Origin of the sequence: Streptomyces sp. NBC_00846 (assembly GCF_045207325.1) — a bacterium.
Classification (GTDB): Bacteria; Actinomycetota; Actinomycetes; order Streptomycetales; family Streptomycetaceae; genus Streptomyces.
This window is the reverse complement of sequence record NZ_CP108846.1, coordinates 3,497,706-3,520,737: the sequence shown is the minus strand read 5'-3', so window position 1 is coordinate 3,520,737 and position 23,032 is coordinate 3,497,706. Positions and strand designations below refer to the sequence as shown.

Annotated in this window: 13 protein-coding genes and 4 pseudogenes; 8 read left to right on the top strand and 9 right to left on the bottom strand. The window is 67.4% G+C overall.

All coding sequences use genetic code 11. The features are described from left to right. Positions 1–14 precede the first annotated feature (14 nt). Complete coding sequence (locus tag OG936_RS16175) at positions 15–251, bottom strand: hypothetical protein (RefSeq protein WP_406495491.1); 237 nt, start codon at positions 249–251, stop codon at positions 15–17. A 229-nt stretch (positions 252–480) separates the two neighbouring features. Then, on the bottom strand, positions 481–960 hold the full coding sequence (locus OG936_RS16170; RefSeq protein ID WP_406495489.1) for a colicin immunity domain-containing protein: 480 nt from the start codon (positions 958–960) through the stop codon (positions 481–483). 1,192 nt (positions 961–2,152) lie between these two features. Between OG936_RS16170 and OG936_RS16165 the strand changes: the two are divergent. After that, positions 2,153–2,998 (top strand): annotated as a pseudogene (locus OG936_RS16165) (helix-turn-helix transcriptional regulator); the annotation flags it as partial. A 312-nt stretch (positions 2,999–3,310) separates the two neighbouring features. On the opposite strand, the gene OG936_RS16160 reads toward OG936_RS16165, so the two are convergent. The 3 genes from OG936_RS16160 to OG936_RS16150 form a co-directional block, all read right to left on the bottom strand. After that, complete coding sequence (locus OG936_RS16160) at positions 3,311–3,553, bottom strand: hypothetical protein (RefSeq protein WP_406495487.1); 243 nt, start codon at positions 3,551–3,553, stop codon at positions 3,311–3,313. Between the two features lie 295 nt (positions 3,554–3,848). Beyond that, on the bottom strand, positions 3,849–4,220 hold the full coding sequence (locus OG936_RS16155; protein ID WP_406495486.1) for a DUF6193 family natural product biosynthesis protein: 372 nt from the start codon (positions 4,218–4,220) through the stop codon (positions 3,849–3,851). A gap of 9 nt (positions 4,221–4,229) precedes the next feature. Beyond that, positions 4,230–9,074, bottom strand: a complete 4,845-nt coding sequence (locus OG936_RS16150) for an RHS repeat-associated core domain-containing protein (RefSeq protein ID WP_406495484.1) — start codon at positions 9,072–9,074, stop codon at positions 4,230–4,232. A gap of 876 nt (positions 9,075–9,950) precedes the next feature. Here OG936_RS16150 and OG936_RS16145 point away from each other — a divergent pair. The 4 genes and pseudogenes from OG936_RS16145 (at position 9,951) to OG936_RS16130 (ending at position 15,737) form a co-directional block, all read left to right on the top strand. After that, a complete protein-coding gene (locus OG936_RS16145; protein WP_406495482.1) occupies positions 9,951–11,474 on the top strand; it encodes a hypothetical protein in 1,524 nt (507 codons plus the stop codon). A 108-nt stretch (positions 11,475–11,582) separates the two neighbouring features. After that, positions 11,583–12,914 carry an AAA family ATPase gene (locus OG936_RS16140; RefSeq protein ID WP_406495480.1) on the top strand — a complete coding sequence of 444 codons (1,332 nt, stop codon included), beginning with the start codon at positions 11,583–11,585 and terminating at the stop codon, positions 12,912–12,914. 32 nt (positions 12,915–12,946) lie between these two features. Further along, positions 12,947–14,251: pseudogene (locus OG936_RS16135) on the top strand (DUF2201 family putative metallopeptidase). A gap of 598 nt (positions 14,252–14,849) precedes the next feature. Beyond that, entirely contained in the window at positions 14,850–15,737 is an 888-nt protein-coding gene (locus OG936_RS16130) for a trypsin-like serine peptidase (RefSeq protein WP_406495479.1), read from the top strand. A 340-nt stretch (positions 15,738–16,077) separates the two neighbouring features. Here the strand turns inward: OG936_RS16130 and OG936_RS16125 are convergent, their stop codons facing one another. The 3 genes from OG936_RS16125 to OG936_RS16115 form a co-directional block, all read right to left on the bottom strand. After that, complete coding sequence (locus OG936_RS16125) at positions 16,078–17,418, bottom strand: IS110 family transposase (protein WP_406491871.1); 1,341 nt, start codon at positions 17,416–17,418, stop codon at positions 16,078–16,080. A 390-nt stretch (positions 17,419–17,808) separates the two neighbouring features. Next, positions 17,809–18,210: a PIN domain-containing protein gene (locus OG936_RS16120; protein WP_402510230.1), complete on the bottom strand. Its 402-nt coding sequence runs from the start codon at positions 18,208–18,210 to the stop codon at positions 17,809–17,811. Then, positions 18,207–18,455 carry a hypothetical protein gene (locus OG936_RS16115; protein WP_402005391.1) on the bottom strand — a complete coding sequence of 83 codons (249 nt, stop codon included), beginning with the start codon at positions 18,453–18,455 and terminating at the stop codon, positions 18,207–18,209. Before OG936_RS16115 ends, OG936_RS16120 begins: the two co-directional genes overlap by 4 nt. Positions 18,456–18,758: 303 nt before the next feature. Between OG936_RS16115 and OG936_RS16110 the strand changes: the two genes are divergently transcribed. Both OG936_RS16110 and OG936_RS16105 read left to right on the top strand, forming a co-directional pair. Continuing rightward, a complete protein-coding gene (locus OG936_RS16110; RefSeq protein WP_406500783.1) occupies positions 18,759–19,058 on the top strand; it encodes a hypothetical protein in 300 nt (99 codons plus the stop codon). A gap of 38 nt (positions 19,059–19,096) precedes the next feature. Continuing rightward, a pseudogene (locus tag OG936_RS16105) lies at positions 19,097–19,378 on the top strand (site-specific integrase); the annotation flags it as partial. Between the two features lie 130 nt (positions 19,379–19,508). On the opposite strand, the gene OG936_RS16100 reads toward OG936_RS16105, so the two are convergent. After that, positions 19,509–21,284, bottom strand: a complete 1,776-nt coding sequence (locus tag OG936_RS16100) for a hypothetical protein (RefSeq protein ID WP_406495476.1) — start codon at positions 21,282–21,284, stop codon at positions 19,509–19,511. A gap of 1,062 nt (positions 21,285–22,346) precedes the next feature. Here OG936_RS16100 and OG936_RS16095 point away from each other — a divergent pair. Further along, positions 22,347–22,889, top strand: a pseudogene (locus OG936_RS16095) (tyrosine-type recombinase/integrase); the annotation flags it as partial. Positions 22,890–23,032 lie beyond the last annotated feature (143 nt).

Below are 23,032 nucleotides of genomic sequence, written 5' to 3'. Positions count from 1 at the left end.
ACGCCGGTGCGAGCTCAGGACCAGCGGGAGCAGTCCTCCGCGGAGAACTCCGCGACCGCTGCGTCCGTCACGTCGTCGTCGGTGCCCGTGGCGGGTGGCGGCGCGAGCTCGCCGATCGTGTGTTCCGCGGCGGGTTCGTGGCGGTCGTCGGTGTTGTGGCGGTCATGGGTAGTGGGGCGTCGGGCGACGAGGAGATAGAAGTGGACGGCTCCGGCCAGGGCGAGTGGGGCGATGGCGGAGATGACTCCCACGGTGATGTCGTCGGCTTGGCAACGGTGGGCCGTCACCCGGTGTCGCAGAGGAACAGGCCCGTCGCGCGCAGGGGCCAGACGGGCCACCAAGCCTGCGACGGTCAGGAGCGTGAGGGTCAAACCAACGGTTGCGGTCGTCCCCTGAGAGGACGGCGGTCGCAAACCCTGCGCTGATGCTTCCGTTCGCCAAGTCGGCCAGCACCTCGGAACCCCCAGGTGCCGGACCGGATCAAAATCCCTCGGTGCGCTCCATGGTCTCCCGTACCGCATCCTTCAGCTCTTGATCCGACAGGTCATCAGGCTCGTTGAGATCCGGGTCGATGGAATAGTCCTCCAACAGTGAGAAGACCTGACGGAAGGCCGTGAGGAGTGGGTCGCGGAGCCTCTCGCCGTTGTCCTGGGATGCGCGGCGGGCTTCCAGCCAGCCGCGAGCGAACTCTGCTCCGTCGATGGACCCCGTGGTGAAGGCCCGCATCAGATGCACCTGGCGAGCAGCACTCGTTCCGGCGGGAATGTCCCGCGCCCGGGCCCAGGAGATGTGGCGGGGAGGCAAAGACCGCGAAATTCCCTGGAGTTCCGGCCATCGCTTGGCTACGGCACGGGCGTACCGCGCGAAGCGGGCTCGCCCTCCGTCCACCCCCTCCGGGACGGCTCCCCTGAGGAACTGCGAGGTGCCCGCCACCAACGCGTAGCCGGGGCGGGAGAACAAGATCGCACCCTGCCGGTGCGAGGAAGTAAGGAGTACGGGAGGATCGACCCCGACCAGATCCGATGCCGCGATGCCCGGCGCAATCGGACGCCAGGCACGGCTCGAAGCGTCTGGTTCGACCATCATCGCCAGTACACCGTCTGCTCCCCCCCGCTCGGCAGCCTTTGGTGATGCGCCGGACAAGAGCGTCGTCCACGTGAGAGCCGGCAGGCACCGGAACGACGAGCTTGGGGCCGTCGGACAACCAAGCCCCGTTGTAATCCCCGACGCCGGAGAGGATCTCTGGGCCTACAGCATGGTCTCCGCGCGGGGCACCCTTGTCAGTCACCACAGAAATCCCTTGTCGATGATGCCTTGGAATTTCTTGTCGCCGAGTTGGCGGCCTGGCCGGAATCTTTCGTCATCTGCATGCAGTATGGTCATTTCCTAGCTTATCGGGTCGATGAATCCGAATGATTACTCTTGCCCTCTGTAGTCGAACCGGTAAATCTTGGACTCGTCGGCACTGATGGGCGCGTGCACGCTCTCTTCGAATCTTTGCAGATTCGCTCTGTTCGGGTTACCCGGTGCGTCCGGTGAGCGTGCGGGCCTGCCGTCATCACCGGCCGACATGCCCGGGGTCCCGGTCTCGTCCGCCCCGCGATCGCACTTCTATGAATGAGACAGGATCGCCGCCCGCTCGTGCTCGTACACCGCGATTGCTTGCGGGTCCCCGTCGTAGTAGGCCTCCCAAAAACGGACTTGTTCCAAGATTCTGGACACAGGGAGAAGGAGCCGGATTCGAGCTGAAAGTATCGCCAGGTCGGTGGTAGGGAGTGGGAAATGACGGTGAAAACTCGTGTGTCGAAAAGTGCGGACTGCCTCAACCCGCCCTCAATGAATTCGACACGGAAAGAGGTGGCCATTTTGAAAGGAGCGGAAATTTCGAGCACCGCGTACTCATGACCATTGGTGAGGGCGGTGATCCCTTGCGTAATTTTGGGGTCCGTGATGCTGCTGGTGTTCACGCGGACGCGCATGTGAATTACCTTCTGTTCATGATTATCTTGTAGTCGTAATTCAAAACCCGCCCCGTTTCGGGATTATAATAATAGTGCACCTGGAAGTCCCCGTACGGTGACTGGTGCGTCCTGGTTGTGTATTTGCCCCAGTCGCTGAGATTGCTTCCGTCCGACGTCATGGCCTCACGCACCGCGGGGGCGGCTACCAGCTGCTCGACGGCTACCGCACCCGTCTCACCGGGATGAGCGAGGGCGAGGCGCGGACACTGTTCTTTGCCTGACTGCCCGGGCCCGCCGCCGACTTGGGATTCGCGGCCGAGATGTCGGCGGCCCGGCTGAAGCTTCTCGCTGCGCTGCCGGCAGGACTGCGCGAGGAGGCGGCACGGGCCGCGGCCGTGTTCCACCTGGACGCCCCCGGCTGGTACCGGGAACCCGAACAGATACCGCATCTCCCCTTGTTCGTCGACGCGGTTCTCACCCGGCGAGCGGTGGATGTGCGCTACCGCCGCTGGCGCGCCCCGCAGGAGGTGAATCGCCACCTCCACCCCTACGGCCTGGTACTCAAGTCCGGTACCTGGTACCTCGTGGCCGCCGCCGACAAGGGGACCGCGATCTACCGCGTCGCCCAAGTCCTCGACGCGGTGCTGGGCGGCGAGCGGTTCGACCGGCCGCAGGACTTCGACCTGGGCGCGTACTGGGTCTCCTACCTCGATGACTTCCAGGCGCGCCGCTACACCGGCACAGCCACCGTTCGCCTGTCTCCACGGGGACGCCGGCGCCTGCCCGACAACGTCCCCCCGGAGGTGGTGCGGGCAGTCGACTCCACCGCGACGGCCATCGGCGACGACGGATGGGTCGAGGCGGTCATCCCGGTCGAGGGCACCGAGCACGCCTGCGGCGAGCTGCTGAGGCTCGGTGGGGACGTCGAGGTCGTTGCACCGGCCGAACTCCGCCAGGCCATGGCCGCCACCGTGGGGATACTCGCCCGAGCCTACGAGAACAAGGGGCCAGGTGGTGCGCTGGTCCGCGACGCCTAGAGAAGTCTGGGCAACGACGAGGCCCCAGATCGCTGACCTGGGGCCTCGTGGAAGAGCGGGTGACGAGAATCGAACTCGCGCTCTGAGCTTGGGAATCAGCGGTTCTTGGCAGGCCGAAGTTGCTTTGGCCTGCGTGTTTTCCTGGGACGGGGTGGTTGGCTGTGGTCCCTGGGACCCGTACGTGACCGCTGTTGTCCGCTCCGAAGGGCACGGATGGGGCACGGCGGCGGTTTCGAGGTGGAAGCCGGTCGCCACGGTTCTTCGACACGTGTGCGGACGTGGGAACCAGATGGTCTGGTGCGGCGTCCCGGGCTACAGGCCCCTCAACGCCTCGTGGAAGTTCGCGTAGGCAGACCAGCAGTCGACGGTCCCGTCATCGTTGAGGCTGCCCATACACCAGTCCTCGCTGTCGATCGGCTTCAGCAAGCAGAGCCCGTGGAACCCGATCACGATCTCCGGTCGCAACTTCTCGCCGTCCGGTGGATCGCCCCGCCATGCTGCCGCACGATCTGCGTCGAGCAACACTGCCTCTCGGTCTCCAGAGACATCGCGCATCGTTGCAAGGGTCCAGCCTGCGGGAAGCCGTTCACTCGTCATGGCGCGATCACGCCATCCCGTCGAATGCCGGGCAGGACACCAGGCAAGGCCCGGGTCAATGACCTGAGCCTTCGTCGCGGAGCGGGTTACGAGAATGCAACTCGTGCTCTGAGCTTGGTAATCATCTGGCCCTCAGGCATCGATGTGCTCGCGTGTCCTTACCGATGTTCGCCATCCGGTGGTCCAAGGCTTTACGCTTTGGAGTCACGTCGCGAATGCGCGCATATTCGAGGTTTGCGAAAGTGGGCCACGATCACAGATCGTCCGGGGTTCCGTCGATTGCCGGCCCGCAGCCGTCAGGAAGATTGGCGGCGATCAACTCGTATGCCTCTTCAACGGTGTCGACCTCGCCGAGGAGAGTTTTGTCGGACTCTCGACGCACTCGGTAACCACCCTTGACCAGCGGATAGGCCGTACCGACGTCACGTGTCCACGGCCACTGGGTGCACCGGCTCAGGTACAGAACGCCGTGGCCGACCATGGGGTAGAGCTGTCGCAAGGGCGGGTGGGCGTAAGCAGTTCGGGGTACGGCCAGATCGATGCGATCGGGTCCGTAAGACAGCACAGCGGACCACTCCGCAGCCACGATCTCAGCCGCGCTCCGGGCTTCTTCATTGCTCGCCATGAAATTTCGTTACCTCAAGTGTTCCGGTAGATTCGACAGGTCCGGTTTTATCTCTGGAATGTCTGGTTTGGGCACGCTGACTTCCGTGTAGCCTCCCTCTTCATTGCGGGTGTACCAGTGGATCTCTTCCCACGATCGACCAGGACGTTCGTCATCGGGGTCTCCCCAAGCGGTGGCCCCGTCGTAGTTGCGTACTGCGTAGGCGACTTCGCTCATTTCCCAGGCGGTGCCGTCGCCTCGGCCCGGGTAGTTGTCCTCATGCCTGCTGTTGAACTGAGCTCCATGCTGCGCCGCTGTCTGGAACGCATCCACAATGTCCTCAGGCGAGCTCCAGTTCCCTATCTTGCCGTCACTGTTGGGCATTCCGTCGAGCGTGATCGACAGAGTGGTACCGCGATCCCCCACGGCCCCCATCACGTTCGTCATCCATACCGGGCCACCGGGTTCCCGACCGGCGTAGTCCGGTCCGTTGTAGGTGTGTGCTCCCAGGTCACTGCCGCGGGTCCGGTCGTACTCGGAGTCCGAGGGGTCGTTGCGAAGGTACCGTGCCAGCGATTCCGATGCCCGGTCCGGTGCTATGTCCACCCCCAACACCACACTGTGCCGGTGCTCCCCAGCCCGGTGGGGACAGCCTGCCAGCCCCAGCGGATCGATCCACCGCGTCGGGTTGTCGACGTACGTGACCGCGTTCGGGGCCGGGATCAGGCCGAGAGGGTCTGTTGAGAGGTAGCGGCCTGATTCCGGGTCGTAGTGGCGGTGGCGGTTGTAGTGGAGACCCGATTCCGGGTCGAAGTACTGGCCAGGGAAACGCAGTGGGGTGTAGGCGCCGGCGTCGCGGTTCCACGAGGTGGTGCCCCACAGGGTGGCGCGGGTGTGCCACGCCACCTGGCCCTGCTCGTCGACGAGTTCACGGGGCGTACCGATGAGGTCGGTGGTGATCGCGAAGAACCGGCGGTCGACCTCCGACTGGTCCACGAGCCGTCGTTCCACCTGGGTGACCGGCTTCACGCCGTCGTGGTCCCAGGTGAGGGCGACGGAGTCCGGGGAGCCCGCTATGGAGGTGGTCTGTTCGCAGAGGGTGCCGTTGTCCCAGGTGAAGGTCACCTCCTCGGCGACCGTCGTGCCGTCCGCAGACAGGCGCTGTTTGGCGGTGCGGCGCCCCAGGGCGTCGTAGAGGTAACGCCAGCGCGTGCCGTCCGGTGTGGTGACCGAGACCAGGCGGTCCTCGGCGTCCCAGCCGTAGCGCCAGGTGTCGGGCTTGCGGGAGAGGCGGGCCTTCTGGCGTAGGACCACGCGGCCCTGGGCGTCGTGTTCGTAACGGATGCTGCCCGCCCGGCTGATGCGGGTCCCGGCGTATTCACGTGAGCCGGTGACGTCGTCCGCGCCCGGCCAGGTTGCCATGGTCTGGTTCCCGGCCTCGTCGTACGCGTACCGCTCCGACCAACTCTCCGCGGCGACACCCGTGACCCGGCCGTCTCGGGTCAGCTCCAGCCGCTTGTGCCCGCTGGTCAGTTCATCGACCGAGGTGAGATGGCCGTCGGCGCGGTACGTGTACGAGCGGTGCTGGAGTATCCGGTCGCCGGGCGCGCGGACACGCTGGTCGGTCAGGCGGCCCGCAGGGTCGTAGGCGTGCTCTACGGTCAGCGCGTCACCGATCCGGCGGGTCGTCTCGCGACCCGTCTCGTCGAACGCGAAGACCACTTGCTGCCCCGAAGCGTTCAGCTCGGCCCGCAGTCCGACGGGGAAGGACCAGGTGCTGACAGCCCCGGAAGGGGTGACCCGGCGAGTGCGGCGGCCGGCCTCGTCATAGGTGTTACTCAGTTCGCGGCCGTCGCAGATCTCGCGGAGGACCCTGCCCGAGCTGTCGCGTACGTACGACAGCTCGGTGTCCGGGTTCGTCGCCGAGGCGAGACGGCCGTGGACGTCGTAGGTGAAGCGCGTGACCGTGCCGTCGGCGTCCTTGGCGGTGACTCGGCCCGCCGTGTCGCGCGTGTAGCGGATCGTCTGGCCCAGAGCGTTCGTGCGGGAGGTGAGATGCCCGCAGGCGTCGTGCGCATAGCTGAGAGAGCGGCCGTCGAAGTCGGTCTCCGAGCTGAGGCGTCCCGCCGAATCGTAGGTGTAGTCCCAGGTCAGGCCCTGGGGATTGGTGACACGGGAAATGCGTAGTTCGGAGTCGTGCGTGAACTCCTGGCGCACGCCGTCGGGTGTGGTGCGTGCGGAGACCAGATCAAAGTGCGTGTACTCGAAGCGGGTCTCGCCGCCCGCCGCGTCGGTGTGGACGAGACAGTTGCCCTCGCCGTCGTAGGCCCAGGACTGCTGCGCTCCGTCCGGCCCCGTACGCCGGGCAAGCCTGCCCTCGACGGTCCATTCCAGCTCGGTGACGTGGCCCTGCGGATCGGTGATCCTCACCGCGCGCCCGAAGGCGTCGCGGGTGTACCGGGTGACTGTGCCGAGCGGGCCGCGGATGGCCAGGGGGAGGCCGGCTGCGTCGCAGCGCACCCGGTCCAGCGCGCCCAGTGAGTCATCGACACCGGTGAGCTGGCCCTTCGGGCCGTGGGTGAGTCGGGTTGTGGACCCGTCCGGCCGGGTGAAGAGCGTCGGATTGCCTCGGTCGTCGTACTCCTGCCGCGACGTGGTGCCGTCCGGGCCCGTGACGGCGGCGAGCTGGTTCAGCTCGTTGTACTCGATCTCGGCGGAGCTGCCGTCGGGGTGCTCGACCCGGGTGAGGTTTCCGTGATCGTCGTAGGTGTAGGTGGTGGTCCGGCCGAGCGGGTCGGTCCGGGAGAGGGGCCGGTCGTAGCGGTCGAAGGTGCGGCGGGTGACGCCGCCCAGCGGATCGGTCTCCGCGACCGCCTGGAGCCGGTCGTTGAAGTGGTGAACCTTGGTCGCGCCGAGGGAGTTCGTGTACCGGGTGACGCGGTCGCCCGTCTCCGGGTGGGTGTCGTACGCGAACGTGGAGGACAGGTAGCCGTCCGGACCGATCGTGCGGACCACCCGGCCGGCGTCGTCGTACACATAGCGGAACGTGGAGTCGTTGCGGTCGGTCCAGGACGTGATCCGGGCGTCCGCGTCGTACGTGAAACGCAGCGGCAGTCCCGAGGAGTTGACGACGCCGTCGAGGTTGCCCAGAGGGTCGTAGTCGTAGCGCATGACGGTGACCGGACCGTCCGGCGTACGCAGGGATATCTCTCGCACCCGGGCGTCTTCGACGGCCAGATTGATCCGGTAGCCGCCGGAGTGAGCGACCGTTGTCGGACTGCCGTCGCTGACGCGTGCGAAGGAGATCCGGTTGAGGTTGCGGTCCTCGATCTCTCTGAGCCAGTAGGCCGGCGACGTGTTGTACGGACCGCCACGGAATGAGCGTGTCAGGCCCGTGTACGGGTCGGTGACGCGATAGGTGGTCTCCCCGTTGTCCTGTCCGCCGTACACCAGAGGAAGACGGGCACCCTCAAGGGGCAGGACGCCATCGTCGTCCCCGGGCAGCGGCAGTCGCGGATAGATGAGGAGCGAACCGTCCTCCCGTGACCACACCGCGCCGACGCCGAGTGGGTCGAGCTCGATCCGTTCGTCCAGCGTGGATGCCCAGCTGCGGCCGAACCACTGGCCGTAGCGGTAGCCGGAGAGATGTGTCCGGCGGAGGACGAGAGGAAGGACTCCGGGCAGTGCCACATCGGTCTGCGGCAGGGTCATCTCACCGGTGGCGACGTCCACCGGGTCGTTCTCACAGATCTTCTTGTCCAGTGAGATGCTGTTACGGCGCGGCTCGTCCTTGGCGCCCTTCAGAGAGTCCGCCTTGGTGCGAGCGGAGTCCCGACGTGTTCCAGGGCGAGGGACGGTTTCTCCGTCGCCCTTGCGCACTTTGGTGAGCCCGTCCTTGATATCCAGATCAATCTTCTTCTGAGCCTCGGATATCTCCTTGACCGCCTTCGGCAGCTCCTCGCCGAGGTGGTTGCCCATCGCCTTGTTGGCTTTGCCGAGGGCTTTCATCGCCTTGTCGATCACGGGGTCCAGGGCGCCGGCGATATCGTCCTTGCCCCGGGTTCGGCCATGGTGCGTGCCGGCCTTGGCCAGCCTGCCCGCGGTTTTGCCGTGGACGTCGACACTGACCAGTTTCAGGCTGGTGCCGGCTCGGTCGTGCTCCGAGTGCTCAATGTGCACGCCCTTGCCGGGGGCGGACCCGGGGCCGTTGGCCGAAGCGAGCTGGAAGGACTCCTTGGCCCCCGCCACTCCTTCGTTGAAGCCCTCCTTGCCCGACTGGCCGACCTGGTTCATGTCGACGCCGTCCTGCAGACCGAGCATGCTGGCGCCGACCTGTACCGCCAGATCCGCGGCCATGCTCTCCAGCGCGGCGACGGCCGGTTCGGTCAGAGCGGAGACGATGTAGCCGACGACCTCCTCCAAACACTCCTTGATGACCCGGCGGATGGCCTGCTGGGCGACCGCGATCGCTCCTCCGCCGATGAGCATGGACAGCCCGCCGGTCACCGGTATCAGGGCCATGGAGATGCCCGCCTTGCCGGCCAGCACGCCCAGATGGACAAGTGCCGCGTACTTCATGGCCTCGATCGCCGTGGCTGCGTTGTCCAGGGCACCGGCGATCGTGCGAGCGCCGCCGGCCAGGTCCTGAACATGCTTGTTCTTGACCTTGCCCCAGTGGCCGCTGAGCGCATCGAGGGCTTCGCCGTGGCCGGATGACAGCAAACGTTGCACGTGCTGGTTGGCAAGGTGACCGTCGTCTTCTACGTCCTCGGCGAACTCCCGGAGGGCATCGGCCATGTCTCGATACGCGTCTTCATCGACGTTCGGCCAATTGACGCCGATGACGTCAAGCAGGGTGTCGGCCCAATCGGGCACAGTTACGGCCACAGCGTGAAGTCCCCCCGTACATAACTGCGTTCACTAAATGCAGATGCGAACAGGTTCTCATTCCTGGGCAGCGTTACCAAGATCTTTCGGGGCCGGCGGGCGCTGACAGGCTGGCAGCCGCGGCGTGAAGGCGTTGACGTCTTGACGCTGTGGTTCTCGCCTTCGAGGTGGGGGCGTATGGCAGCCCGCACCCTCCGTGAGTGACTGCGAGGACGCCCCCTGGTCGAGGTGGCCCGCTGGAGGCTGTCGCCGTTCGCTGCCCGAGCCGAGGCCAAGGGTGCGCCATCCAGATGCGGGTCCGGTGCGGGGTGCCGGATATGGCCCGGACAACAAAGAAGCCCCCGGCCGTTGGCCTGGGGCTTTGAGTTTCAAACCATGGAGCGGGTGACGAGAATCGAACTCGCGCTCTGAGCTTGGGAATCAACCGGCACTGGGCTGCCGTAAGGCCTCTGAGCTGCTGAAACAGTCGATCCAAGAGTAGTTTGGGTTGCCTTGTAGGTGCTGCTGGTGACCGCTGTTTACCGCTCCGACTGCACGTCATGGCCCGGTCGGGTTGTTTGCCGCGGACGACAAATGGCCCGCACCGCGGGGCCGGGAAAATGTGCGTTGTGCGCGTCCGGTCCGCCACCGTGCAGGGCTCGGGCTCGGCCGCTGCTCTTTCCCTCCATGCCGGTCCGCGCTGTCCGTAACGGGCGGCGAGGGCGGTACTCGCCACGCGACTCCGGGAGTTGCGGCATGCGTCGAGGAAGGTCGACGGGCGGTCGAGCGGGACTGACAGATCCTCATCGTGGTGCTTATGATGCCGGGGATGAAGAACTACTCCTCGTACGGATCGGGGGAATCGTTCGCGCAAGGTGAGTGCTGATGGCACATCACTTCGCGAATCCGATTCCGGCCCACCTGTTGATGTGGCATCGCGTGCGCGAGTACGCCGTGCCACCGTCCATGATCGAGACTGCGACCGCACGGCGTGCGGTTGGCGACTGGGCCGGGGCATGCGCCGCCGCCCGGGTCGACATCGATATCGATCTGCGCGCCGTGCGTGACCGCCACGGCACCGATCTTGTCACCCACCTTCGTGCAGATTTGCGCCGCCTGGCTCCGGATCTGCTCCGCTGGCACATGCCCCGGATCGCCCCCGACGGGCGGCTCCGCGCCGGCCTCACCATCTCCCTGGCCCGTTACCGGAGTTCCGGCGCCACGCCGCTGCAGCTGGTGGTGCGGACACCGCCGGCCTGGGCGGACGCCGGGCAGAGGATATCCCTGGCTCTGTGGGAGGAGTCCGGGAACGGCCCAGGACGCCTTCCGCATCCGCATCCGCATCCCAACCCGCGTTTCCGGCTCGACCTGCACCGGCATCTCTGGGACTCCGAGCGGAGCGGCGAACTGGCGGTGCGGAGCGGTGCGGGCGCGGCACCATCCCTGGTGCCGCCCGACCGGCCCCACGCACCCGCTCGGCCAGACGTGCCGGACTTGCCGGATCGGCCCGCCGTCCACGATTCCTCGTGGGAGTGGGCAAGTTGGGCTGCCGAGGCGGAGTTGCTGTTGCAGGCCGAGGGTTGCCCTCGCGGAGCCTTCACCGTGCGGCTCGGTACGCGGAGCCGCGCCGTGCTCGAACTCGTCGCCCCCGACGACAGCCATGCCCCGACGTTCCGGCCGCTGCGGGAGGTGCTGCCGCCGCAGGAGGTTGCGGCGCTTCCGGTGCTGCCGGAGGTGGCGGCCCGGGTCCTTCCGGATCTGGAGCTGCTGCGGGCCGGGCTGGTCGCGACCGATCGGCTGCATCCGCTCGTCGCCACAGCACTGGCGGCGTTCGGCTCAGAGGCGTCGTCCAGCTCGGGACCGGCGACCGGCCCCGTCCCCCGGCCCGGTGATCCACACCGGGTGGAGTGCCGGGGTGAGGTCCACCGGATAGAGCTGCGGGACGGGACACTTACGGCGATCGATCACGACCCGGCACAACTGCGCCGGGAGGAGCTGCTGGTGGCGCTCGGCGGGCCCGCGCTGCCCTGCCTGCGTGCCATCGACGAGGTGCACCGTGACCCGGAGGCACTGCCTGCGGTCCGGGAGCGGCTGGGCCATGGCGACGTCGCTGGGGCCCTGGCCGTGGTCGAGAGGCTGCTCGGTCCCGGTGCGGTCCTGCGCGATGGGCCGCTGCGGGAGGAGCTGGAGTCGGCTGCGGCCCGCCGCATCGACCACGGGCTCTTCCGCTCGGGGTTGGTCGCCGTGCACCCCGGTGCCGGTTCGGTAGCGGGCGGAAAGGCCTCGGACCTGAGGCACGCGGAGGCGGGCCACCGCCCCCGACTCGACCGCCGTACGCCTCCCGCGATGCGCCTCAAGCAGAGCAGCCGGGCCCGGCCCCGTACCGGTTTGAACCTGAGTACCAGCTGACCGGCTGCTTTACCCGAGTCCCGTGCTCGCACTGCGCATTGCGCGCGGCACGCCCACGACATCCGGGACGGGTCGTCCCGTTCCCTTATCCCACCCAAGGTGATGCCCATGACCTCCAGTACCCTCCTGCCCGCCTCGGTCCAGGCCGTCGGTGTGCCCGCCCCTGCCCCTGTCGGTGTGCCCGCGCCCGCCCCCGCCGGCGCATCCGGAACCGGCACCCAACTCGCCGTCGCCGACGACCTCCTGGCCCTCCTGCGCACGACCACCACCGAGCCGCGCCCCGACGAGCAGCTCGAAGCCCTCACCCTGGCCGTCGCGGCCGACCTGCCCGTGCTGCTCTGGGGTGAGCCGGGCATCGGCAAGACCGCGGCCCTGACGCAGCTCGCCGCGTCCCTCAACTTGCCGCTGACGACCGTGATCGCCAGCGTCCACGAGCCGACCGACTTCTCAGGGCTGCCCATCGTCGGCGACGACCCGGCGGTGCAGGGGGTGCCGATGGCGCCGCCGCAGTGGGCCGTGGAACTGGTGCGGGCCGGGCGGGGGCTGCTCTTCCTGGACGAACTCTCCACCGCCACACCAGCCGTCCAGGCCGCGCTGCTCCGGGTCGTCCTGGAGCGGAGGGTCGGTGCACTGCAACTGCCGCCGGAGGTACGGATCGTGGCTGCGGCCAATCCGAGTGCGTCGGCGGCGGACGGGTGGGAGCTGAGCCCGCCGCTGGCCAACCGGTTCGTGCATCTGTACTGGGTGCACGACCGGGAGGTGGTGGTGCGCGGGCTGGGTGGGGTCTGGCCCCGGGCGGAGCTGCCCCGGCTGGTGCCGGAGCGGTTGCCGGAGGCGGTGGCTTTCGCCCGGCGCGCAGTCTGCGGATTCCTGGAAGCCCGGCCGACGCTGATCCACCGGCTGCCGAGCACGGAGGTACGGCGCGGCGGTGCCTGGCCCTCGCCCCGGAGTTGGGAGGCCGCGTTGGCCCTGCTCGCCTTCGGCACGGCGGCCTCCGTCTCCCGGGAGGTGCTGGCGCTGCTGGTGCGGGGCACCGTGGGGGACGGGCCGGGGCTCGAACTCCTCGCCCATCTGGACCGGATGGACCTGCCGGACCCGGAGTCGCTGCTTGCCGATCCGGCCTCCGCCGAGCTGCCGGTGCGGGGCGATCTGCGTCAGGCTGCGCTGGAGGCGGTGGTGGCCGCCGTCGGGGCGCGGCCCGAGCGGGCGCGATGGGAGGCGGGCTGGGCGGTGCTGGTCCGGGCGCTGGAGACCGGCGCCCCGGACCTGCTGGTCGCCCCCGCGACGGCGCTGGCCTCGCTGCGGCGCGACGACTGGGAGGTGCCGGCGGCGGTGGAGCGGCTGGCCGGGGTGATCGGTCTCGCCCGACAGGCGGACCGGTCGGTGGGGCGGGTCGCAGCGGCGGCCGAGGCCCGGCGTGCGACGAGGGTACGCCGATGACGGGGGGCGCGAAGCACCCTCTGCCGCGCCCGATGGCCCGGCCCGCGCCGCCGCGCCCGGTGCGGGCCGCCGTGCCGACGCCACCGGCCGGCTCCGGCACGCCGTACGGCCCGCCCGGACTGGCGCTGGACAGGGAGAAACTGCTGGCCGCCCGGCTGCACGCGGTGAAGGTCCGTCCCTACCTGGCAAGCGCACTCTTCGCGTTGCACGTGGTGGAGGACCGGTCGGTGCCGACGATGGCGGTGGACGCACACTGGCGCTGCTACGTCTCCCCCGGTTTCGTGGCGCGCACCCCGGTGGAGGAACTGGCGGGCGTCTGGGTGCACGAGGTCTCCCATCTGCTCCGGGACCACCACGGGCGGGGCGAGCGGTATGCGCGGGAGCACGAGGAGTACGGGCCGGGCGCGCGGCTGCGGCGGAACATCGCCGCCGACTTCGAGATCAACGACGACATCTACGGTGACGGTCTGCCCCTGCCTGCTGGGGCGGTGCTGCCCTCTCTGCTGCGGCTGCCCGACGGGCTGTTGATGGAGGAGTACCTGCGGACGGCGTCGATGTCAGGGCTCACTGGGGACCTGGCCTGGCTGGACTGCGGCAGTGGTGCCGACGGGCAGGGCCGACCGTGGGAGCTGGGGCCCGACGGGGCACACGGGCTGAGCAAGCTGCAGCGGGACGCGGTCCGCTTCCGGGTCGCCGAGGGGATCAGGGGCCGGCCGGGCGACGCTCCGGAGGGATGGCGCCGGTGAGCCGACGAGGCGTTCCATCCACCGCAGCCGTGGCGGCGGTTGCTGGGGGCGGCGATCCGCTCCGCGGCAAGCGCCCCGGGGGTGGGCGAGGACCATAGCTACCGGCGTCCGTCCCGGCGCTCGGCCAGTGTCCCCGGAGTGCTGCTGCCGAGCCTGCGCCATACGCCGCCCCGGGTCTGCGTCGTGATCGACACCTCCGGGTCGGTGAGCGACGCCGAGCTGGGCAGCGCGCTGCTGGAGGTGGCGGCGATCTCGCGGGCGGTGGGCGGGCGGCGTGACCTGGTCTCGGTGATCTCGTGCGACGCGGCGGCCGGGGTCGCCGTCCCGCTCTGCCGCGCCGAGAACATCGAACTGGTCGGCGGTGGGGGAACGGATCTGTGCTCCGGCTTCGCCCGGGCTCTCCGCTCCCGGCCCCGCCCGGACGTGATCGTCGCTCTGACTGACGGTCAGACACCGTGGCCCGCCGCGCAGCCGCCCTGCCGCACCGTTGTCGGTCTCTTCCCCCGTCCCGTCCGCATTGCGGAAGAGGAGAACCCCGACTACGTCCCGGACACCCCGCCACCCTGGGCGCGCGTCGTCACCATCACCTGACAAAGCGCTGCGGCGCGGTGTCGCCGGCCGGGCTGCTGTTCGTTGGGGAGCGCGGAGCCGCGCCGAGGGGTCTCGGACGGCTTTTCCACCCATACGACGGCGGGGTCGACGTCATCGCCGCGACCGCTGCCGAACGGGATGCACTGCGCGTGCCACCCGGATTGGCTCTCGCAGCACCCCGGGGGTCCGTAACACCGCTGTCAGCCGCGTACGGTCTTGTCCGTCAATCGTTGCCGAGCGACCGCCGGCCTCACCGACCAGGGGCTACCTCGCCGTACCCGTCTCACCGTGGAGTTTTCCGGTCAGGAGCACTCTTCGCTTTTCCGATCACACCTCGGACACCCACCCACGTGAAAGCCCGAGGCTAACCGGACAGTCGGACAGCTGGGACACCCGTAGTCGTGCTGTTCGTCGTGCTGGGTTCATAGACACCGTCCTCTTGTGGCGGGGCGACGGTGGGTGAGCTTGTGAATTCCTTGCCTGGGGACGGGCTGGTGGTGCAAGATCCGTCAGCCGCCAGGTCACGGGGATCAGGGGCTTGGCCTGTGGGGTTGTTATGGCTGGTGCGGACAGACCGATGAACCTGCTGGGCAGGAGCATGGGGAACAGACGCGCGTGGGCTAGTGCGGTCGCGGCCGTGCTGATCACGCTGGGAACGGTCGGCTGCAGTCACAGGGGTGGTGGTGTGTCGACGGCCGGGCCGGAGATCGTTGTTCATGACGCAGCGATCACGAAACAGGATCGCAGTCGGGTAGAGACGTACTGGACCGGCACGGGCATCGCGGACGTGGCCCGCGGGGACGCCATTGGCGACCCTGTGCAGCCCGAATGGACGGAGGGCGGTGTCATCGCCCGTACTGTCGGTCGCCTGTACGCCCAGGGCACAGGGGGCGGCTTGGGTGCCTGCACGGCGACTGTGGTCGGCACGAACACGGTGATAACCGCCGCGCACTGTGTCAGAACGTCGGATGCCGGAGAGCCCTCCCGGTCGGCGACCTGGGACCAGCAGCTCTACTTCGTGCCTGGCTACCACGACGGCAAGAGCCCCTACGGCGGCTTCACTGTGCGCCGAGTGCGGATGGCCGAGGAGTGGCAGGACGAGGGCCTGGACGTCGCCGTGCTGGAGATGAACTCCGGCGACGACGGACGGAGTATTTCCGAGGTGACCGGCGTCCAGCGGATCTCGTTCACGGCTGATTCGGGTACTCGCACCCACTTCTTCGGCTACCCGTACACGAACCGGCTCCTGCACTGCGAAGGCGGAAATTCGCGCGAATACCGCGGTAGTGCCCTGCTGCGGATCCCCTGCGTCATGGGCGTCGGGTCGAGCGGGGGCCCCTACATCGTCGACCTCGACGCGGCCGAGGCCGGCAGTGTCGTCGCGGTGAACATCAGTGGCGACGAGACCTTCAGTTACGGAACAGCCCTAGGCTCGTTCGCCCGACGTCTCTACGCGAAGTCTGAGCACTGCTCGCGAGATTGTTGAGCGATGCCGCCCGGAGCGTGCAGTTTCTACACCGCAGCGCATGGTCCGGGCCGCTCGGGTGAAGGGCGCTGAGCAGCCGAAAGACGGTCAAGGTGGTGCGGAGGTGGTGCGCGACGCTTAAGACCGGTCTAGACAACAAGAAAGACCCCGGTCGTTGACCTGGGCCTTTTCCGAAGAGCGGGTGACGAGAATCGAACTCGCGCTCTGAGCTTGGGAATCAACGGTTCTTGAACGGCCGTATTGGCTCTGACCGGAAAACTCCACGGTGAGACGGGTACGGCGAGGTAGCCCCTGGTCGGTGACGTCGAGGGGCTGCTTGCGGGGGCTTCGGCGGGTTCGGTCAGGCGGCGGCCGGGGTGAGTGTGACGTCGTGGCCGAGGGCGGCGAGCTGGCGGACGAGGTCGCGGGTCTTGCGGGTGGGGTCGAGGTTGCGGGTGTGGAAGTGGGCTCCGAGGTCGCGGTAGCGGGCGGTGGGGTCGCTCATGAGGTGCCAGACGGAGACCAGGATGGAGCGGGCGACGGCGACCAGGGCTTTCATGTGGCCGCGGCGTTTGGCGATGCGGCGGTAGCGGGCGCCGAGGAAGGTGTCGGTGCGGGCGGCGGAGATCGCTGCTTCGCCGAGGGCCCCGCGGAGCCAGGGGTTGCCCTTGCCGGTGGGTCCGGAGGTGTTCTTGCCGCCGGACTGGATGGTGCGTGGGGAGAGTTTCGCCCAGGAGACCAGGTGCCCGGCGGTGGGGAAGACGCTCATGTCCAGGCCGGTCTCGGCGAGGATCACCTGCGCGGTGCCCGGTCCGATGCCGGGGATTTCGTCGAGGCGTTCGGTGTCGGTGATCGGTATGAGGGTGCCCTGTCCGGGGCCCTCGTCGTCCTCGGTGGTGGACAGTCCGGCCAGGCGCAGGGTGATGCGGGCGGTGAGCTTGTCGATCTGCACGGTGAGGTAGTCGACGGTGTCCAGCAGCATCCGGCACATGAAGGCGTGGTGTTCTTCGAAACGGCCGGTCAGTGATTCGGCCAGGGTGGCGTGGCTGGCCTTGATGGTGCCGTGGGCCAGGTCCGCGAGGGCCTTGGGGCTGCGTTCCCCGGCGATGAGTGCTTCGAGCATTGCCCGGCCGGAGACGCCGAAGATGTCGGCGATCACGGTGGAGAGCTTGATCTGGGCGTCTTCGAGGAGCTTCTCGGTTCGCTGCTTGTGACGGGTGCGCTCGTGCGTCATCACCGCCCGGGCCCGGGTGAGATCGCGGAGTTCACGGATGGGTTTCGGGGGTACGAAGGAGGGCCTGAGCATGCCGCGTTCGGTGAGCTTGGCCAGCCAGACCGCGTCCAGGCGGTCGGTCTTGGGCCGGCCGGGGACGTTCTTGACGTCCCGGGCGTTGACCAGCCAGCACTCCAGTCCTCGGGATTCGAGGAGGAAGAAGTACGGCTTCCAGTATGTCGAGGTCGCTTCCATCACCACCCGGGTGACGCCCTGGCAGATCAGGTGGTCGGCCAGCTCCAGGATCGCGCCGGATGTCGCGACGGTGTTGAAGACCCGCTGGACGCGCTTGCCCGGCTTGTCCTCGTGCGGCACCCGCACGCAGACCATCCCGGACGCCTTGGCGATATCGATCGCGGCGACGCGTTCCACCAGCTCGGCGGCCTGCTCGATCTCCTCGACGTCCTCACGGTCCTCGGCCTCGGCCATGGACAGCTCCCCTCAGTCCTCGTGTCCGCGAACAGAACGGCGCCTGCCCGTGGGACCGCTGGGGGAGCGAGAATCTGACCGGCGTGCTCGAAGGCAACAGTGCGTGGCCCCTCTGCGGTCCCGGCGCCAGACTGACCTACGGGCTCAACGTCCCAACGAGACATCGGGGTCGGCGGGCAGGCACCGCGATCATGTTTTCACGCCAGCAAGGCGTACCCGAAAGGGATCAGGGGGACTGACCTGCATGTTTGGTCGAGACGTGCGAGGTTGGAGTGGTCTCCGGGCGCCGTACATGACCGCTGTTGTCCGCTCCGCTGGGCACGGATGGGGCACGGGTGGCGGCAGTGCAACAGAACCTGCCGAGGTGCATGCTCCGGGTGGGCTGGAGGGTCAGAGAGGGATGATGCGGACCTGGCTGCCGCAGAGCTTGGCCATGTCGTCGCTGTCGGACGTCAGCAGGGCGACGGGTTTCGGCTGACGGAGCGCTACCTCGGCGACCGTTGCGTCGATGGCGTACTTGTGTCCGTGCAGCCCGGCGCCTTTGAGGAGCTCCGCTGCCGCTTTGGCTGCTCGCTCGGTGACCGGTTCTACCTTGATACGGGACAGGGCCCAGTTCAGGCGGGGGATATTGGTACGGGAATGGCTGACTTCCACGATGGTGTTCGCCCCGATCACGAGGTCAGCTCCCATGTCGTGGAAGACCTGCAACATCGCGAGGAACTTGCGATCCTGCGTGATCCAGGCGGAGAGTCCTTCCGAGTCCAGGACAACGGTTTCGATGCGCTCGCTCACGCGGCGTCCGCGCCCTTGGAGGAACCGACGGCGCCAAAGATCTTCGCGTGGGCCTCGGCGAGCTCCTCGTCGCTGAAGTCTCCATGCTCTTCCTCGTGCCGGCGAAGGTCGTCGCCCAGAAGCTGGTGCCGGATCTGGCGGGCCACGGCTTCCGCTACATAGCTGGAGACGTTGTCCGTGAGCTTGCGGAGCTCCGCCACCTGATCGCTGGGGAGCGTGACGGTGATGCGAGTCGTTGAGGACATATAGCAAGCATACTGGAGTATGCGCGCAAGGGCTTGTGTATTGCTGCCCCATCGCTCTCCGTGACACTGGCCACACAATGTGGATGGGGCGCCACACGTCGCGACGTTGCCTCCCCTCTTCGGCCTCGACGAGCGGTGCGACCTGTAGGAACCGTGGCCGCCTCTCCGTCGACAGGCAAGGCGCGCGCTTCGTGTGCCAGGGGTGATGGCGCATGGTTGGGGTCATCGGCGTGGATCTCGATAGGGTGCGTGATCACCAATACGGTCTGTTCTCGACTTGGTTGGAGAGCGATGCCTCGATACGTGCGAGCCAGGATCGTTACGCCGGAGGAGGAGGAAGCCGAGAGGAAGGCTGGCATCGTCCTGGCTGTCGTAGTGCTTACGGTCGCTGTTCAGATGGCGGGCGTCTTCTACCTCTCCACGGCGCTGCAGGGCGGCCATCTCGGGCATGCCTCACTAGGGTCACTCTGCGTGCTCCTGGCTGCCTGGATCGCGCAGCTCGTGGATGCCAGGGGTCGACGACGTCCTTTCAGGTGGCGGAAGTTCATCCTCAGCATCTGCCTCTCGACCGCCCTCGTGCTTGCCCTGCCCAATCTCATGTAGACGGGCTTCTTCCGCGGCACTCCGGCAGGCGGGCCGACGCTGAGAAGCGCCCGGACGGACTGTCTTTCGTGGGGGAGAACGGCAAGCCGTTCCGCGCTCCACGTTCGGGCGTAAGTGGCGCGCTACTCGCTCGAAGGTGGGTCTCTCCAGCGGCTTCGTCCTCTACGGTCTTCGTCACACCGGTTGCACCCTGGTAAGCCGGTCCAGTGCCACGCTGAAGGACACGATGGTGCGAGCGGGGCGGTCGACCGGACGGGCCGCGCTCATCTACCAGTACTCGGACTTTCGAGCGGCGGCGTGAGGCGGCGGCCGGCCTGGACTAGCTTGTGAGGGCTCGGCGTGAAGCCGCTGATAATCAGGCGTCTGGCGCGGATATTCGGTATTCAAGTCTGTTCGAGAGACCCAGCTTTCGGGGCAGTGCCCAGCGACCCAATCTGCTCGAGAGGCCAGCTATGCATGGGCAGCTTCGTCTCTTGAGCGCGTTTGCTGATGGGGTTGTGTCGCTGCTACCCACTGGTATCCGAGTGCCCTGATGCGCTGCCCTGCTGTGTGGACGCTGGCCGCGCAGCGGTAGCGCTGCTCAGAGCGTTGAACTACGCCGATCCGGGAAGAAGTCAGGAATTCGAGGGCTTCCACGACCGTGCCCTCGTCGACGTGGTACCCACGAGTCCGAAGCTCGCGTCGGATCGACGTGAGATCGAGCCAGCCACCCTCCTCCAGTGGGTCCTCTGCTTCGGCATTCAAGATGTCGACCAGGGCGTACTCGAGTCGGCTGCGCATGTCCTGGGCCTCCCAGTACGCGCGCAGAGCGTCGCCGCGCTGAGCTGCCTTCAGGGCTGGGTCAACGAGGGGTGCTAGTTGGGTCAGGGTGAGCGGTGTCTGTTCCTGGCGACGGACGACTTCGGCCAGCAGCCCGGTATCGATCACGGCGATGGCGGGATCGTCGTCGGCTTCCTTGAGCATGCGACGTTCGAAGCCCGGCCCGATGAGGAGGTGAATATGTGCCCCGATCCCCACTCGATGCTCCGACAACCCGAACAACGGCTGATCCCTGACCGGACCAGTGGCTGAAGTCTTTGCCTCGATGGCCAGGATCCGCGAGTCCGTACCGACACCGAAGCGCACATGGCCGTCCACCGCTCCGGGGCCGCCCACGTGCTGGCCCGGCATGCCCAGGTAGCCCAGCGCGACGACGGCGGCCTTCTCCAAGCGCTTGGGGTTCGCGCTGTCCCGTGCGGCATCCTCCAGCACCGCCGCGATGTGCGAACCCAGGGAAATGGATTGGTGAGTGGTGCCGGAAGGGCTGTCGCCGTGGTGGTTTTCGGTGGCTCCGTCGGACGGAGCGCGACCCGCGGCGCCGTTCGGCTGGAAGCAGGGCAGCGACTCCTTGAACGCTCGCCCAAGAGCCGTCGTACGGTAAGTGGTCTGCGAGAGCCGGGTGACGAGCCCACAGGCATCCAGCAGATTCAGACGGGTATTGACCGCGCTGCGGGACAGAGGCTTCCCGCGGTTGGGGAGGTAAAGCGAACTGCGTTCCGTAAGCGTGCCGGTCGTGGGTCGAACCGTCTGGCCAAGTTCTCCCAGTACCTCACCGAAGAATGCGATCGCGGAATGAACAGTGCGTGCAAGGTCCAGCGGTTCGCCCGACTCGACCCAAGCAAGGGCAGCCGGCGTGGCGGTCCAGCTCTCGGATGACGTCCGCTGAATCAGCCCGAGCGCCTTCAGGGTGTCCTTGGCCGTTCGTGCCGTGGCCACAGTTTGGGCCTTGGGGAAGGTGCTCTGTACGAATCGCACGAAGTCCGCGTCACTGACCGACGGAATGGCCGCCTCGGTGAGTACCTGCAGTGCATCCAACACCCCGCCGTTAGCAGCGACTCCCGGAATATAGAGATTTGCGCCGTCCGCCCTCCCTCTGAGGCCGGTTTCGTCGAGCTGTTCGACAAGCATGGCGATGGCTCCGGGTGTGGGGGCGAGCTGCACGACGGTGTCGGTCTCGTCGGGATCGGGCTTTCCCAGCTCGATGGTCGCCAAGACGCGTCGGCCTGCTTCTGTCAGGTGGACTTGACGGTCGAAGAGGTCAACCATTCCCGTGACAGCGAGCCACCCCGTGCGGTCGCGCACAGGAGCCGCGGTGTCCCACTGCAGGTCGAACTCTTCGCGGGCCAGCCCCAGCAGCTGATCATGTGTACGAGGCCCGGAGGACAAGGCGTCCATGGCTTCGCCCACGAACCTGACGTTGCAGTGGAGCGCTTCCACGAGCACGGCAGGGTCGCCACTTTGATGCCAAGAGACGGCAGCGGCACTGGGCATAAGGGTCGCCCCCTCGTGAGAGAGCAGTCCGGTGCGGACGAGCCGCTGAAGCTGGTGCCGGTCCAGTCCACCGGTCCGAGGTGGTGGCACATGATCGCTTGAGGCCGGCTTCTTGTTGGCAGACAGCTCCTTGATCAGCGCGTGAAGTGTGATGAGCCAGGTCGACCTTGCGCCTGGCAACACTGGCATACCTGGTGATCGTTCCGCCCATGCCCGGGGGCGTATGAGGTTTCCCATGGCTATGCACGCTACGTTCATCGTGGCGGTGATGGAGCAACCTCTGGAGAAGTTGCTGACGGGAATCGCAGGAGTCATTGTGCCTATCGAGCCAACCCTGGCCTCCTCGGACTGAACACTGCTCATCGGGTGATCGGTGATCGCAAGGCTCGTGCGGGTGAGCAGGAGAGCATGCTTCCTGTCTCCGCCCTCGGCTGGCTTCCCCTGTGCCGCCCGGCATCCGGACAACAAAGAAGCCCCCGACCGCTGGCCTGGGGCTTTTCATGGAGCGGGTGACGAGAATCGAACTCGCGCTCTGAGCTTGGGAATCACCCGGCATTTGACCGTGCATATGCTGTCTGACCTGCAGGAATGCGTGTCGGCGGGGCGATCGTGGCTGCTTCGGCAGGTCCCTTGTTGACCGCTGTGTACCGCCCCTACTGGCACGTTGTGGCACGAGGCCCCGGAGGTATCTGGCGGATACGCCCCCGGTTGTCAGCACGCGGTGCGGTCCTCCAGCCATGGTGAAACGCATACGACCGTTAAGGGCCTTCAAGGCGCGACGGCGGCGCAAAGCATTCACGCGAGCAGACAAAGAGTCCGCAGATATGCAGGCGGCGCTCATCAAGCTCGGGGTCCGCAGGCCCGTCGTGGCCCGAGTACGGACCGCGCTGCGGTTCAACGCGTGGGCACTGCAATTCGGTGGCCGGAACTTTTTCGTGGGCGTTCCGGCGATGTTGATGGGCGTTTTCTGGGCCGGTGGAACGCCCGACGGCCACCGTCGAACAGGTCGACGCACTCGCCGACGCCATGGGGCCGAGGTGGCGGCTGATGGTCTACTTCGGCGCCTACGGGCCAATGCGCCCGGAGGAGCAGGCTGCCCTGCGGCGGCCCGACGTCACGCTCGAACATCTTGCGGTCAAGATCCGTGACGCCGCACCCGAGCTGACCACCGGCCGTCGAGTCGAAGGCGACACGAAATCGGCCGCCGGAAGGCGAACCGTTTTCCTCCCGGCCTTCCTGCACATCGAGGTGAAGCGTCACCTCGACTGGTACGCCGAGAAGGAACCCGACGGGCTCCTGTTCGTCGGGGAGAAGCCCGCTCCCTTCCGCCGGTCCACCTTCGGCCGCAAGTGGCGCAGGGCTCGGACCAAGGTCGGCCTGCCGGAGGACTTCCGCTTCTACGACCTCAGTCACACCGTCCACACCCTGTCCACCCAGTCCGGCGCCACGCTCAAGGACACGATGGTCCGCGCGGGCCAGTCCTCGGAGAAGGCAGCTCTGATCTATCAGCACTCCGATGGGTAGCGGCAGTTGGAGGTCGCCGGAGGCATCGACGCCCTGGTGCAGGAGGGACGCCGGAAGATGGAGGGAGCGCGCCCGCTCGGCTGCACGAGAGAAATAGGCGGACGTGGGCAGGGCCGACCGGCCCTGCCCACGTAGCCGTG

Bases quoted from the DNA above. Each gene is read 5' to 3' on its own strand.
- OG936_RS16160 (WP_406495487.1), bottom strand. From the start codon at position 3,553: ATGCGCGATGTCTCTGGAGACCGAGAGGCAGTGTTGCTCGACGCAGAT.
- OG936_RS16155 (WP_406495486.1), bottom strand. From the start codon at position 4,220: ATGGCGAGCAATGAAGAAGCCCGGAGCGCGGCTGAGATCGTGGCTGCG.
- OG936_RS16145 (WP_406495482.1), top strand. From the start codon at position 9,951: ATGGCACATCACTTCGCGAATCCGATTCCGGCCCACCTGTTGATGTGG.
- OG936_RS16140 (WP_406495480.1), top strand. From the start codon at position 11,583: ATGACCTCCAGTACCCTCCTGCCCGCCTCGGTCCAGGCCGTCGGTGTG.
- OG936_RS16130 (WP_406495479.1), top strand. From the start codon at position 14,850: ATGGGGAACAGACGCGCGTGGGCTAGTGCGGTCGCGGCCGTGCTGATC.
- OG936_RS16125 (WP_406491871.1), bottom strand. From the start codon at position 17,418: ATGGCCGAGGCCGAGGACCGTGAGGACGTCGAGGAGATCGAGCAGGCC.
- OG936_RS16115 (WP_402005391.1), bottom strand. From the start codon at position 18,455: ATGTCCTCAACGACTCGCATCACCGTCACGCTCCCCAGCGATCAGGTG.